This is a genomic window from Kitasatospora sp. MMS16-BH015 (assembly GCF_002943525.1).
Lineage (GTDB): Bacteria > Actinomycetota > Actinomycetes > Streptomycetales > Streptomycetaceae > Kitasatospora.
Map to the genome: position 1 here is coordinate 5,647,226 of NZ_CP025394.1, position 13,536 is coordinate 5,660,761.

At 74.8% G+C, this 13,536-nt stretch carries 11 protein-coding genes; 8 read left to right on the top strand and 3 right to left on the bottom strand.

Annotated features, from left to right (window positions below):
* Nucleotides 1-130 precede the first annotated feature (130 nt).
* The gene (locus CFP65_RS24420) at nucleotides 131-1,324 is read left to right on the top strand and encodes a PP2C family protein-serine/threonine phosphatase (RefSeq protein ID WP_158702344.1); all 1,194 of its coding nucleotides are present in this window, start codon (nucleotides 131-133) and stop codon (nucleotides 1,322-1,324) included.
* A gap of 54 nt (nucleotides 1,325-1,378) precedes the next feature.
* Here the strand turns inward: CFP65_RS24420 and CFP65_RS24425 are convergent, their stop codons facing one another.
* Nucleotides 1,379-2,293 (bottom strand): endonuclease/exonuclease/phosphatase family protein, encoded by a 915-nt coding sequence (locus tag CFP65_RS24425; protein WP_254552542.1) that lies wholly within the window; start codon nucleotides 2,291-2,293, stop codon nucleotides 1,379-1,381.
* Between the two features lie 86 nt (nucleotides 2,294-2,379).
* Here CFP65_RS24425 and CFP65_RS24430 point away from each other — a divergent pair, with 86 nt between their 5' ends.
* The 5 genes from CFP65_RS24430 (at nucleotide 2,380) to nudC (ending at nucleotide 9,071) form a co-directional block, all read left to right on the top strand.
* Entirely contained in the window at nucleotides 2,380-2,973 is a 594-nt protein-coding gene (locus tag CFP65_RS24430; RefSeq protein WP_104818209.1) for a PadR family transcriptional regulator, read from the top strand.
* A 72-nt stretch (nucleotides 2,974-3,045) separates the two neighbouring features.
* Nucleotides 3,046-3,801: an ABC transporter ATP-binding protein gene (locus CFP65_RS24435; protein ID WP_104818210.1), complete on the top strand. Its 756-nt coding sequence runs from the start codon at nucleotides 3,046-3,048 to the stop codon at nucleotides 3,799-3,801.
* Entirely contained in the window at nucleotides 3,798-6,611 is a 2,814-nt protein-coding gene (locus CFP65_RS24440; protein ID WP_104818211.1) for an FtsX-like permease family protein, read from the top strand. The genes CFP65_RS24435 and CFP65_RS24440 overlap by 4 nt, the downstream gene beginning before the upstream one ends.
* Before the next feature lie 56 nt (nucleotides 6,612-6,667).
* Nucleotides 6,668-8,068 (top strand): dipeptidase, encoded by a 1,401-nt coding sequence (locus CFP65_RS24445; RefSeq protein WP_104818212.1) that lies wholly within the window; start codon nucleotides 6,668-6,670, stop codon nucleotides 8,066-8,068.
* 52 nt (nucleotides 8,069-8,120) lie between these two features.
* Entirely contained in the window at nucleotides 8,121-9,071 is a 951-nt protein-coding gene (nudC, locus tag CFP65_RS24450) for an NAD(+) diphosphatase (RefSeq protein WP_104818213.1), read from the top strand.
* Between the two features lie 140 nt (nucleotides 9,072-9,211).
* On the opposite strand, the gene CFP65_RS24455 is transcribed toward nudC, so the two are convergent.
* Nucleotides 9,212-9,730 carry an ATP-binding protein gene (locus CFP65_RS24455; RefSeq protein WP_104818214.1) on the bottom strand — a complete coding sequence of 173 codons (519 nt, stop codon included), beginning with the start codon at nucleotides 9,728-9,730 and terminating at the stop codon, nucleotides 9,212-9,214.
* A gap of 178 nt (nucleotides 9,731-9,908) precedes the next feature.
* Here CFP65_RS24455 and CFP65_RS24460 point away from each other — a divergent pair, with 178 nt between their 5' ends.
* Nucleotides 9,909-10,721 (top strand): GntR family transcriptional regulator, encoded by an 813-nt coding sequence (locus tag CFP65_RS24460; protein WP_158702345.1) that lies wholly within the window; start codon nucleotides 9,909-9,911, stop codon nucleotides 10,719-10,721.
* Between the two features lie 59 nt (nucleotides 10,722-10,780).
* Here CFP65_RS24460 and CFP65_RS24465 read toward each other — a convergent pair whose 3' ends face one another.
* Complete coding sequence (locus tag CFP65_RS24465; RefSeq protein WP_104818216.1) at nucleotides 10,781-11,038, bottom strand: mycoredoxin; 258 nt, start codon at nucleotides 11,036-11,038, stop codon at nucleotides 10,781-10,783.
* Nucleotides 11,039-11,187: 149 nt separating this feature from the next.
* Here CFP65_RS24465 and CFP65_RS24470 point away from each other — a divergent pair, with 149 nt between their 5' ends.
* Complete coding sequence (locus CFP65_RS24470) at nucleotides 11,188-13,488, top strand: ATP-dependent DNA helicase UvrD2 (RefSeq protein WP_104818217.1); 2,301 nt, start codon at nucleotides 11,188-11,190, stop codon at nucleotides 13,486-13,488.
* The last annotated feature ends 48 nt before the right edge of the window (nucleotides 13,489-13,536 follow it).

Here is a 13,536-nt window from a genome sequence, read left to right on the forward strand (position 1 = left end):
GCGCCTATTGTGGGGTCGGTAACCGGTCAACCCCGTACTCCGGCCACCAGCGAGGCCCGTAGGCCCTGACCCTCAGTCACCACCGCAGGTGTCCCCTGGCACCGGCCACCTTCTGCTGGAGAGACCGAAGTTGAGTGCGACCGGATGGATCAGAACGCGGCTCGGGGTGCTGCTCCCCGGAGCCGGGTCAGGTGGGGTGGCCGGCCCGCCCGGCACCTGGCCCAAGACCGCCCTGGCGCTGCCGTACATCGGCATGCTGCTGGTGGTCTCCCTCGACTACTTCAGCAACACCAAGGTCACGGTGGAGCCCGCGCTCACCGCCGTGCCCGCACTGGCCGCCGTGGTCAGCCGGCGGGCCTGGTACCCGCTGCTGATCGGGGTCTGCACCGAGCTCGCCGCCTTCCTGATGGCCTTCTACAACGAGGCGCTCGGCGCGTCGGTGCACAGTGCCACGGTGTTCGCGATCGCGCTGGTCGCGGCGATCGGCTGGGTCAGCGTCACCCTGCGGCTGCGTCAGGAGCGGGCGCTGGCCGACGCGCAGGTGGTGGCCGACGTCGCCCGGCGGGTGCTGCTGCGGCGGGTGCCGGACCGGGTGGGCTGCGTGCGGGCGGCCGTGCACTACGCGGCGGCGGCCGAGCACGCCTCGATCGGCGGTGACCTCTACGAGGTGGTCAACACCCGGCACGGGGTGCGGGCCGTGGTCGGCGACGTGCGGGGCAAGGGGCTCAACGCGGTGGAGACGGCGGCCGCCGTGCTCGGCGCCTTCCGCGAGGCCGCGCACCAGGAGCCCGCGCTGGAGAAGGTGGCCGGCTGGCTGGCCGTCAGCCTGGACCGGGCCCTGCACGAGAACGACCACCCCGGGGTGGAGGAGGAGTTCGTCACCCTGGTGCTGATCGGGGTGGGCCCTGACGGCGCGGCCGAGATCGTCAACTGCGGCCACCCCTCGCCGCTGCTGCTCCGCGCCGACGAGCCGGTGCGGGCGCTGGAGCTGAACGAGACGGTGCCGCCGCTCGGCGTGCTCGACCCCTGCGACGTGAAGCCGCCGGTCCAGCGGCTGGCCGTCCGGCCGGGCGACCGGATCCTGCTCTTCACCGACGGTGTGATCGAGGCCCGGGACAGGCACGGCGTCTTCTACCCGCTGGCCGAGCGGCTGCCGCAGTGCGCGGACGGCACACCGGGGGAGGTGCTGGGGCGGCTGCACGAGGACGTGGTGCGGCATGTCGGGCGGGTGCCGGGGGACGATGCGGCGATGCTCTTGCTCCAGTACGAGCCGGTGGGGGTGCTGCCGCATCAGGCTGCTGAGCAGGTGCTGGCGAACGGTTAGGGGTGGGCAACCACCGGGGGCGCGGGGAACTGCGCGCGCCCCCATCGCATTCCCTTACAAGTCGACTTCCACCACCAGTGGGCGGTGGTCGGAGACGACCGCCCTTGGTGCCCGGGCTGAGGTTGCCGCCTGGCGAGGGAGGCCCATGGCCAGGACGTGGTCGAACTGGACCGTGGGGCGGTGGGATGGGTAGGTCGGGGTCTTGGCGAGGTCGTACCAGCCGTGCAGGCGGGTGCGGGGTCGGGCCCGGCGGACTGCGCGGGCGGTGCGGACGCGGTCGCGGGCCGAGGCGCCGCCGAGCACGGTGCGGGGGACGGCGCCGATCAGGTTGAAGTCGCCGAGCACGAGGTGCGGCTGGGGGAGGTCGGCGATCCAGCGCCGGACCGCGGCCAGCTGGGCCATGTTCCAGCCGGGCACGAAGGAGAGGTGGGCGGCGACCACGGTGAACGGGCCGTGCTCCCCCTCCAGGACGGCGGCCAGGGCGGCCCGGGGCTCGTCCGGGACGGGGGTGAGGCCGCGCCGGCCGGCCACGCGGAGCGGGAGGCCGAACGGCGCCGGGGCGAACCGGCGCGCGCGCCAGTGGCTGACCGGGAGGCGGGTGAGCAGGGCGGTGCCGTAGGAGGGGAGCTCGGTGGCGCTGCCGAGCTCGGCGGGGCCGTAGACGGTGAGGCCGGCGTGCGCGGGGTCGGTGATCCAGCCGGCGACCGGGGCCGGGCGTCCGTGCAGGGCGGCGGCGAACCGCCAGTCCGCCGCGCCCATCGCCTTGGCGGCCACGGCGGTCTGGTCGGTCAGCCCGGAGCGCTCCTGGTGGCGGTCGACCTCCTGGAGGGCCAGCACGTCCGCGTCCAGCGCGGCGATCGCCTCGTGCAGCGGCTCGGCCGGGTCGAGCGGGTACGGCAGCGGTGTGCCGTCCCCGGCCAGGGGCTGACCGTGCAGCAGGTTGAAGGTCGCGATGCGCAGCTGGGTCACCGTACGACCGTACCGGTTCGCACGGCGGCCGGGTCCGGGCCTGCGGGGCTTGAGACCGGCGGACATACCGGGTATACATACGTGGTATGTCCATCCGTCACGGTCTGCTCGCCCTGCTCGACCAGGGCCCGCGCTACGGCTACCAGCTGCGCACCGAGTTCGAGGCCCGCACCGGCGCCACCTGGCCGCTGAACGTGGGCCAGGTCTACACCACGCTCAGCCGGCTGGAGCGGGACGGCCTGGTCACCCCCGACGGGGAGGACGAGGAGGGCCACGTCTACTACGCGGCCACCGAGGCCGGCCGGGCCGAGCTGCGGTCCTGGTTCGACACCCCGGTGCCGCGGGACAGCCCGCCCCGGGACGAGCTGGCGATCAAGCTGGCGATGGCCGTGACCGTGCCGGGGGTGGACGTGGCCGCCGTGGTCCAGGGGCAGCGCCGGCACAGCATGAAGGCGCTCCAGGACTACACCCGGCTCAAGGGCCAGGCGATCACCGCCGACACCGGCGCCCAGGCGGACCTCGCCTGGCTGCTCGTCCTGGAGCAGCTGATCTTCCAGACCGAGGCGGAGATCCGCTGGCTCGACCACTGCGAGAGCCGCCTCATGCAGCGGGCCGCCGAGCCCGCCCCCGCAGCCGTGCCTGCCCCGGCCGCCAAGGCCAGGCGCCGCGCCCGGCTCTGAGCCGCCGAGGCCGAGCGCCACTTCCGGCCCCGAGTCGTCCGTAACCGAACCAGCACCATCAGGGGGAGCACCATGAGCTCACCGACCGCACAGCCCGTCCTCCGGCTGCAGGGCGTCACCCGCGTCCACGGCCAGGGCGCCGCCCAGGTCCACGCCCTCAGAGGGGTGGACCTGGAGGTGCGGGCGGGTGAGTTCGTCGCGGTGATGGGCCCCTCCGGCTCGGGCAAGTCGACCCTGCTGACCCTGGCCGGCGGGCTGGACTCGCCCTCCGAGGGCCGCGTGGTGGTCGAGGGCAGCGTGCTGGGCGAGCTGAACCGCAAGGGGCTGGCCCGGCTGCGCCGCCGCAGCGTGGGCTACGTGTTCCAGGATTACAACCTGATACCCGCGTTGACGGCGGCCGAGAACGTGTCGCTGCCGCGCGAGCTGGACGGGGTCTCCAGCCGGGCGGCCCGGCGCGAGGCGGTGGCCGCGCTGACCGAGCTGGGCATCGAGGGCCTGGCCGACCGCTTCCCGGACGAGATGTCCGGTGGCCAGCAGCAGCGGGTGGCGATCGCCCGCTCGCTGATCGGCGACCGCCGGCTGGTGCTGGCGGACGAGCCGACCGGCGCGCTGGACTCCGCCACCGGCGAGTCGGTGCTCGCGGTGCTGCGGGCCCGCTGCGACGCGGGCGCCGCCGCGATGATGGTCACCCACGAGGCCCGGCACGCCGCCTGGGCGGACCGGGTGGTCTTCCTGCGGGACGGCCGGATGGTCGACCAGAGCGTCCAGCAGGACGCCGGCAGCCTGCTGGTGGGCTCGGGCGGCGGCTTCGACGGGCCGTCGCGGTGAGCCTCTCCTCCTGGCGGCTGGCCCTGCGGATCGCCCGGCGCGACGCGTTGCGCGCCAAGGGCCGCAGCGCCCTCGTACTCGCGATGATCGCCCTGCCCGTGCTCGGTGTCACCGGCGCCGACATCGTCTACCGCAGCGGCCAGCTCGACCCGGGCGAGCGGGTGGCCCGGGTGATGGGCGGGGCCGACGCGCTGGTCTCGGTCTACCAGCGGGGTGACCTCGCCGAGCAGGCCCCGGACTACCTGGACGGCCGCACCGGCAGCTCGCCCGAGCCGGGCAAGCCGCTCGGCGCCGAGCAGCGGCGCAGCCTGGCCACCGAGCCGGCCACCCTGCTCGGGGAGCTGCTCCCGGCCGGCAGCCGGCTCGTCCCGGTGCAGGGCGGCGGCACCTTCACCACCACCAGGGAGGGCCAGCTGCGGGTCGCCACCGCCGAGGCCGACCTGACCGACCCGGTCTGGCGCGGCAAGCTCGACCTGGTCGAGGGCAAGGCCCCCGCCACCGACCGCGAGGTGGCCGCCACCCGGCACTTCCTCGACCAGGCGGGGCTGCGGATCGGCGACACCACCACCCCGCGCGAGGGCCACCCGTACACCGTGACCGGCGTGGTGGAGAACCCGGCCGCCCTGGACGAGGACACCCTGGTCGGCCGCCCCGGCGCGCTGCTGCCGGCTCCCGCCGGCGGCGAGAGCGCCCGGGGTGCGGACACCTGGCTCGCCGTGCTGCCCGCCGGGGCGGTGCTGGACTGGCCGAAGGTGCTGGAGCTCAACAAGTACGGCATCACCGCCAGCAGCCGCGCGGTGCTGCTCGACCCACCCGCCCGCGCCGAGGTGCCCTTCTACCAGGGCCGGGCCGGCACGGGCGACGACCGGCTGGAGAACCCGATCCTGGTGATCACCGCGACGGTGGCCGGGATGGCGCTGCTGGAGATCGTGCTGCTCGCGGGCCCGGCCTTCGCGGTCGGTGCCCGCCGCTCGCGCCGCCAGCTCGGCCTGCTGGCCGCCGCCGGCGGCGACCGCTCGCAGGTGCGGGCCGTGGTGCTCGGCGGGGGCGCCGTGCTCGGGGCCGCCGGTGCGGTGCTGGGCGTGGTGCTGGCGGTCGGGCTGGTCGCGGTCGGCCGGCCCTGGGCCGAGCAGCGGGCGAACAGCCGGTTCGGCCACTTCGACCTGCACGCCCTCGACCTGCTCGGCATCGCGCTGATCGGCCTGGTCACCGGCCTGCTGGCGGCCGTGGTGCCGGCCGTCCAGGCCGCCCGGCAGGACGTGGTGGAGGCGCTGGACGGCCGTGGCACGGTCAAGCCCGCCAACCGCAGGCTGGCCCTGCTCGGCCTGGTGATGCTGATCGGTGGCACCGCGCTGGCGCTCGGCGGGCAGGCCGTCGGGCAGCGCACCGTGCCGGTGCTCGGCGGCTCGATGATCGCCGAGCTGGGCATGGTCGCGCTCACCCCGATCCTGGTCGGCCTCTTCGGCCGGCTGGGCCGCTGGCTGCCGCTCAGCCCCCGGCTGGCGCTGCGCGACGCCGTCCGCCACCGGGGCCGCACCGCCCCGGCGGTGGCGGCCGTGATGGCCGCCGTGGCGGGCTCGGTCGCGGTCGGCATCTACACCACCAGCAACGACCAGGCCGCCCGCGAGCGCTACGAGGCCCGGATGCCGAACGGCGCGGTCAGCCTCTCGTTCAGCTCCCGCACCGAGGGCGCGTTCGACGCGGCCCGGCAGCGGGCCGCCGTCGAGCAGGCCGCACCGGGCCTGGGCGAGCGGGGCGACGTCGCCTCGGCCGCCTTCCCGGCCGACTGCAACGCCGGCAAGTCCTGCGGGTACGTCGAGGCGGTGCTGCCCAAGGAGCAGCGCTGCCCCGCGTACGAGGTGGACTCCCGGCGCACCGACCCGGCCGAGTACGACCGGCTGCGGCGCGACCCGCGCTGCACCCACCAGCCCAACTACACCGGCCAGTTCGGCGCCACCCCGATCGGTGGCGCGGCGGTGCTGCGCAACCTGTTCGGAGCGCAGGACCGGGCGGCCGAGGGGGCGCTGGCGGCGGGCAAGGCGGTGGTCTTCGACGCCCGGTACCTGACGGAGGGCCAGGTGACCCTGCGGATCACCGACCCCTGGCCGGAGGGCGGGCCGACGGTGGGCCCGGACGGCTCGGTGGTCCAGCCCAAGGAGCCGGCCTCGCACGAGGTGCGGGTGGACGCCGTGGTCGCCGCCGCCCGGGTGCAGGCCGCGCCGGTGCTGCTGGGCGATCCGGCCGCGCGGCAGCTGGGCCTGGCCCGGCTGGACGCCGGCTCGGTCTGGCTGCCCCCGGCCGCGCCCGACGGCACCGCCGAGCAGCGGGTCACCTCGGCGGTGGCCAAGCTGGACCCGGGCAGCCGGCTGGAGGTGGAGCGGGGCTACCGGTCCAGCCAGGGGCTGATCTCGGTCGGCCTGACCGTCTTCGCGGCCCTGGTCGCGCTCGGCGCGGCCGGCATCGCCACCGGCCTGGCCGCCGCCGACTCCCAGCGCGACCTGGCCACCTTGGCGGCCGTCGGGGCCACCGGAGGCATCCGCCGACGGCTCTCGGGCTTCCAGTGCGGGGTGATCGCCGCGATGGGCGCGGCGCTCGGCACGGTCTGCGGGGTGGTGCCCGCGGTGGCGCTGCGCAAGGTGGAGGCGCTCGCCGCCTCCGGCACTTCCACGGTGCCCGGAAGTGACGAGGTGGTGATCGCCTTCCCGTGGGCGACCATGGGCGTCACCCTGCTGCTGCTCCCGGCGGTCGCGGTGCTGCTGGCCACCCTGCTCACCCGCTCGCGGCTCAGCCTGGTGCGCCGCGAGGCGTAGTCGGTACAGGTGCCGGGGCTGCGGGCCCCGGCACCAGACGGTCTAAAGTCGTCCGTATGACGAAAACCCCGGACAGCGTCGTCCGCACCTACATCGAGCAGCACCAGGGCGAGTTCCTCGCCGACCTCTCCGACTGGCTGCGCATCGCCTCCGTCTCGGCCGATCCGGCCGCCGCCGGTGAGGTGCGCCGGTCCGCCGAGTGGCTGGCCGCGAAGCTCACCGAGACCGGCTTCCCGGTCGCGGAGGTGTGGGAGACGGAGGGCCTGCCGGCCGTCTTCGCCGAGTGGCCCTCGGGCGAGGCCGACGCGCCGACCGTGCTGGTCTACGGCCACCACGACGTGCAGCCCGCCGCCAAGGCGGACGGCTGGGCCACCGAGCCGTTCGACCCCACCGTGATCGGCAAGCAGCTGTTCGCCCGGGGCGCGGCCGACGACAAGGGCCAGGTCTTCTTCCACACCCTCGGGGTCCGGGCCCACCTGGCGGCCACCGGCCGCACCGCCCCGGCCGTCAACCTCAAGCTGCTGATCGAGGGCGAGGAGGAGTCCGGCTCGCCGAACTTCGCCGCCCTGGTGCGCCGCGAGGCCGAGCGGCTGGCCGCCGACGTGGTGATCATCTCGGACACCGGCATGTGGTCCGAGACCACGCCCACCGTCTGCACCGGCATGCGCGGCCTGATGGACGCCCAGATCGACTTCGCCGGCCCGGACACCGACATCCACTCCGGCTCCTTCGGCGGCGCGGTGCCCAACCCGGCCACCGTCGCGGCCGAGCTGGCCGCCGCCCTGCACGACGCCGACCGCAAGGTGGCGATCCCGGGTTTCTACGAGGGCATCGTCGAGCTGACCGAGCGCGAGCGCGAGCTGTTCGCCGCGCTGCCCTTCGACGAGGCGCAGTGGCTGCGGGTGGCCAAGTCGTACGGCGCCGAGGGCGAGGCCGGGTACTCCACCCTGGAGCGGATCTGGGCCCGCCCGACAGCCGAGGTGAACGGCATCTGGGGCGGGTACACCGGCCCCGGCGGCAAGACCATCGTGCCCGCCGAGGCGCACCTCAAGCTCTCCTTCCGGCTGGTGGCCGGCCAGGAGCCCGAGAAGGTCCGCGAGGCCGTCCGGGAGTGGGTCGCCACGCAGGTGCCCGAGGGCATCCGGTACGAGCTGGTCTTCCCCGGCGCCACCCGTCCCTGCCTGACCCCGCTGGACCACCCGGCGCTGCAGGCCACCGTCCGGGCGATGGGCCGGGCCTTCGAGCAGGAGGTGCTGTTCACCCGCGAGGGCGGCTCCGGCCCGGCGGCCGACCTCCAGGACGTGCTCGGCGCGCCGGTGCTCTTCCTGGGCATCTCGGTGCCCTCGGACGGCTGGCACTCGGTGAACGAGAAGGTCGAGCTGGACCTGCTGGCCAAGGGCGTGGAGACCGCCGCGTACCTGTGGAGCGAGCTGGCCGAGAGCCGGGCCGGGGCGTGAGCTGCCCCGCCGTCGCCACTGTCGAGACCTACCTGATCGGGGATGGACCGAGTTGAGCACCGCGCCTGACACCGCCGCGCCGCAGGACGTGGCCCACCTCGCCCTGGCCCGGGCCGGGGTGGACCGTGCCGCCCAGCACCGCTTCGACGAGCCCTGGCTGGCGGCGGCCTGGAGCCACCCGACCACCAAGGTGCTGCCGATCTCGGGCGGCGAGGCCTTCGTGGTCGAGACCGAGACGGGCACCGAGCTGGTGCTGCTGCCCTCCTTCGAGGCGCCGCAGACCGGCGACCGGTACTTCCTGGGCACCGACGAGGACGGCACCTCGTACTTCGCGCTGGCGGGCGACAGCCTGCCGGGCCGGCTGGACGGCGACGCCCGCCCGGCCGGGCTGCGCGAGGTCGGGGCGCTGCTCTCGGCCCGGGACGCCGGGCTGCTGGTGCACGCCGTGGCGCTGGAGCACTGGCACCGGCTGCACAGCTTCTGCTCCCGCTGCGGGCACCCGACCGAGAAGGCCGGGGCCGGCCACGTGCGCCGGTGCACCTCCTGCGCCGCCGAGCACTACCCGCGCACCGACCCGGCGGTGATCATGCTGATCACCGACGGGCAGGATCGCTGCCTGCTCGGCCGCCAGGCGCTCTGGCCGGAGGGCCGCTGGTCCACCCTGGCCGGCTTCGTGGAGCCCGGCGAGTCGCTGGAGCAGGCGGTGGCCCGGGAGGTCGTCGAGGAGGCCGGCGTCCGGGTCGCCGAGGTGAGCTACGTGGCGAGCCAGCCCTGGCCCTTCCCGGCCAGCCTGATGCTCGGGTTCCTCGGCAAGGCCGACCCGGCCGGCACCGCGATCACCGTGGACGGCGAGGAGCTGGCCGAGGCGCGCTGGTTCTCCCGCGAGGAGCTGCGGGCCGGCATGGCGGCGGGCGAGATCGTGCCGCCCTCCGGCATTTCGATCGCGCGTCACCTGGTCGAACTCTGGTACGGGGAACCGCTGCCGAGTTCGGCCCGCTGGTAGCCGCGGGAATACCCGCCGGTAATCGAAAACGGGGGCGTCATAAACCCCGAGGGGGCGTGCGGCCAATAGTCGCACGCCCCCTTTGTTCGGCCATCTCTCCGCGGCCATTTCCGGTGCCGGCGGAATGACTCCCGAACGGCTCAGGAGGCCTCGCGGACCGGGCCGTCCGGAGCCGCCGTGTCCAGCCAGCAGCTGACCGTCTTGCCGGTCAGCCGGGTGGTCACCGTCCACTTGCTGCAGAGCGCGGAGACGATCGCCAGCCCCCGGCCGCTGGAGTCCTCCGGGGCGGCCTCGCGGGGCTGCGGCAGGCCGCGGCCGAAGTCCGCCACCGAGATCTGCAGGGCCTGCTCGGTGAGCGCCAGGGTGATCGAGACGGCCCCCTGGCCGTAGCGCAGGGCGTTGGTGACCAGCTCGGACACCAGCAGCTCGGCGCTGTCGGCCAGCCCCGGCGCGCCCCAGGCGGCCAGCGCCGTCCGGGTCAGCCGGCGGGCCCGGGCGACGTTGCCCGGGCGCGGCGGGAAGGAGGCCGAGGCGGACCAGGAGCCGCGCTCGGCGGCCTCCAGGGCCCGCCCCGGCCGGTGGTCGGCCCCCGACGGGGCGGTGAGGTGAGTCGCTGACTGCCGCGCTTCGGTGTCGCGCGCGGCCGTGGTTTCGGGCATGGTTCCGCCCCCGGGAGTGCCGATGGGAATGTCCTGCTGCGCCCCGCCGGTGAATGCGGGACGGACTGGCGGGCTGAGCCGGGGCAGAGCGGGTAGGATCGGCCTCGGAATCCCCAATCCCGGCCAATATTGGCGGGTTTGGCTGAAATGGCGCAAGCCGAATCGCTACATTCCTCGGGTGACAATCCCTCGGGGCAGTGCCCAATCCCCCAAGTACCAGCGGCTGGCCGCCGACCTGCGCCGCCGCATCGCCGCCGGTGAGTGGCGCGGCGACACCGCGCTGCCGGTGGAGACCGAGCTGGAGCAGCACTACGGCGTGGCCCGGAACACGGTCCGGCTCGCGGTGGACGTGCTGGTCAACGAGGGGCGGCTGGTCCGCCTCCAGGGCAAGGGCACGTACCTGAAGGACCATCCGGTGCTCGACCACCGGGCGTACGCCCCGCCGCTGGTGCCGGGCCAGCGGGACTGCCTGGCCGGGCCCAGCGAGGTCTACACGAAAGAGGCGCGGGCGGCGGGCCGGCAGTTGACGGCCGACTTCGAGATGCTGATCGTCCGGGCCCGCGAGGACATCGCCGAGCGGCTCGGGCTGCGGCCCGGGGAGGCGGTGGTGGTGCGGCGCCAGCTGCGCCTGATCGACCGCGAGCCCTACTCGATCGAGGAGAGCCACTACCGGGCCGGGCTGGCCGCGGGCACCCCGCTGATGGAGCCGGACGCGGTGCCCGGCGGCGACGAGCAGGTGCTGGCCGCACTCGGCCGCACCGAGGTCGGCGGGGTCGACCACCTGGTCTCCCGGATGCCGGGCCCGGAGGAGTCCGCCTGGTTCCAGGGCGGCCCCGGGGTGCCGCTGCTGGTGCAGACCCGGGTCACCTACGACTCCCGGGGGCCGGTGCGGGTGATCGAGACCCGCTACTCGGCGGACCGCTGCCGGCTGGTCTACGGCCTGGGCGAGCTCGGCGGGCGGCCGCTGGAGCAGCAGACGCCCGCCGAGTGACGCGCCGTCAACACGTGGCGCGCCGTCAGCCGACCAGGGCGGCCTGGCTCTGCCCTAGGTCAGCCCGCCAGGGCGGTCTGAACCTGACGCAGGCTCGGGTTGGTCATCACGACCTGCTCGCCGCCGGAGGTGGGCCGCACGATCACGGTCGGGACGACCTGGTTGCCGTTGTTGACCGACTCGACGTAGGAGGCCGAGGCCGGGTCCTCCTCGATGTTGATCACGTCGTAGGCGATGCCCTCGCGGTCCAGCTGGCTCTTGAGGCGGTTGCAGTAGCCGCACCAGGTGGTGCTGTACATCGTCACGCTGCCGGACATCGCGGAGGCTCCTTCGGGAGGGGTTACGGTCGGAAGGGAGAACGTCCGGCGCACGGGCGGCATTCCGCGCCGCCCACCGGGCAGAAGGTCTGATGATCGCACCCGGCCTGTGGACAACGCAGGCCGGTGTGTCCCCCGGGGCTGAGAGGATGGTCGGCATGCAGGAAGAGCTTCCGGCCGATTTCGGCCCCCACGCGTACGAGTCCGCGGCCTACGACGGTGCGTCCGGTGCCGACGCGGTGCTCGCGGGCCTCGACCCGGAGCAGCGGGCCGTCGCCACCGCCCTGCACGGGCCCGTCTGCGTCCTGGCCGGCGCCGGGACGGGCAAGACCCGCGCCATCACCCACCGGATCGCCTACGGGGTGCGCAGCGGCGTCTACCAGCCCCAGCAGGTGCTCGCGGTGACCTTCACCGCCCGCGCGGCGGGGGAGATGCGCGGCCGGCTGCGCCAGCTCGGCGCCGAGGGCGTGCAGGCCCGCACCTTCCACTCCGCCGCGCTGCGCCAGCTCCAGTACTTCTGGCCGCGCGCGATCGGCGGCGAGGTGCCCCGGCTGCTGGAGCGCAAGGTCCAGCTGGTCGCCGAGGCGGCCGGCCGCAGCGGCCTGCGCGTCCAGCGCACCGAGCTGCGCGACCTGACCAGCGAGATCGAGTGGGCCAAGGTCACCCAGATCGTGCCCGACGACTACCCGGCCGCGGTCGCCAAGACCAGCCGCGAGGCCCCGAGGGACCCGGCGGAGATCGCCAAGGTCTACGCCACCTACGAGCAGACCAAGCGCGACCGGGGTGTGATCGACTTCGAGGACGTGCTGCTGCTCACCGCCGCGATCCTGGAGGACCGGCCGGAGATCGCCGAGCGGGTCCGGGCCCAGTACCGGCACTTCACCGTGGACGAGTACCAGGACGTCTCCCCGCTCCAGCAGCGCCTGCTCGACCGCTGGACGGAGGGCGGCGCGAGCCTCTGCGTGGTCGGCGACGCGAGCCAGACGATCTACTCGTTCACCGGCGCCACCCCCGACTACCTGCTGAACTTCCGCACCCGCCACCCCGAGGCCACCGTGGTCAAGCTGGTCCGGGACTACCGCTCCACCCCCCAGGTGGTGCACCTGGCCAACGGGCTGCTGGCCAAGGCCCGCGGCCAGGCCGCCCAGCACCGCCTGGAGCTGATCTCCCAGCGCGAGGCCGGCCCCGAGCCGGTCTACCTGGAGTACACCGACGAGCCGACCGAGGCCGAGTCCACCGCGGCCCGGATCAAGGCGCTGCTCGGGCAGGGCGTGCGGGCCAGCGAGATCGCCGTGCTGTTCCGCACCAACGGCCAGTCCGAGGTCTACGAGCAGGCGCTGGCCGACCTGGGGGTCTCGTACCAACTCAAGGGCGCCGAGCGGTTCTTCGAGCGCCCCGAGGTGCGGGACGCGGTGATGCTGCTGCGCGGCGCCGCCCGGGCCGGGGACGACCCGCTGACCGACGGCGCGCCCGACCTCGCGGGCCAGACCAGGGCGGTGCTGGCCACCCGGGGCTTCACCCCCGAGCCGCCGGCCGGCTCGGGCACCGTGCGCGAGCGCTGGGAGTCGCTGGCGGCCCTGGTGCGGCTCGCCGAGGAGTTCGCCGCGGCCCGCGCCAAGGCGGGCCTGCCGACCGACCTGGCGGCCTACGTGACGGAGCTGGACGCCCGCGCGGCGGCCCAGCACGCCCCGGCCGTGGAGGGCGTCACGCTGGCCTCGCTGCACGCCGCCAAGGGCCTGGAGTGGGACGCCGTCTTCCTGGTCGGCCTCACCGAGGGCACCCTGCCGATCATCTACGCCAAGACCGACGAGCAGGTCGAGGAGGAGCGCCGCCTGCTCTACGTGGGCGTGACCCGCGCGCGGGTGCACCTCACGCTCTCCTGGGCGCTCTCGCGCTCCCCCGGCGGCCGCGCGAGCCGCAAGCCGACCCGGTTCCTGGACGGCCTGCGCCCCGGCTCCGGCAGCGCCGGTCCGCGCGCCAAGGGCGGCAAGGGCGGGGTCGAGTACGGCGCCGAGCGCCCGGCGGGCCGCAAGGCGCGCGGCCCGGTCAAGTGCCGGGTCTGCGACCGCACGCTCACCGAGGCGGTGGAGCGCAAGCTGCGCCGCTGCGAGAGCTGCCCCTCCTCGATGGACGAGGCGCTCTACGACCAGCTGCGCGGCTGGCGGATGGCCCAGGCCCGGGAGCAGGCCGTCCCGGCCTACGTGATCTTCACCGACGCGACGCTGATGGCGATCGCCGAGGACGTGCCCCGCAGCGAGCGTGAGCTGGCCCTCATCCCGGGCGTGGGCGCGATGAAGCTGGACAAATACGGTGCCGCCGTGCTCTCGTTGTGTGCGGGGGAGCCACCGACAGACAGTACGACCGACCAGGCCGATGAGGCCTCGGACGTGCCGTTCGCCGTCGACGACGACCCCGTGGACGTTCCGGGGGAGTTCGACGAGCTGGCCTGAGCCGGGCTCGATGATCTCTGCGCGGAGCAGCCGCAGAGGTGCCGGAGC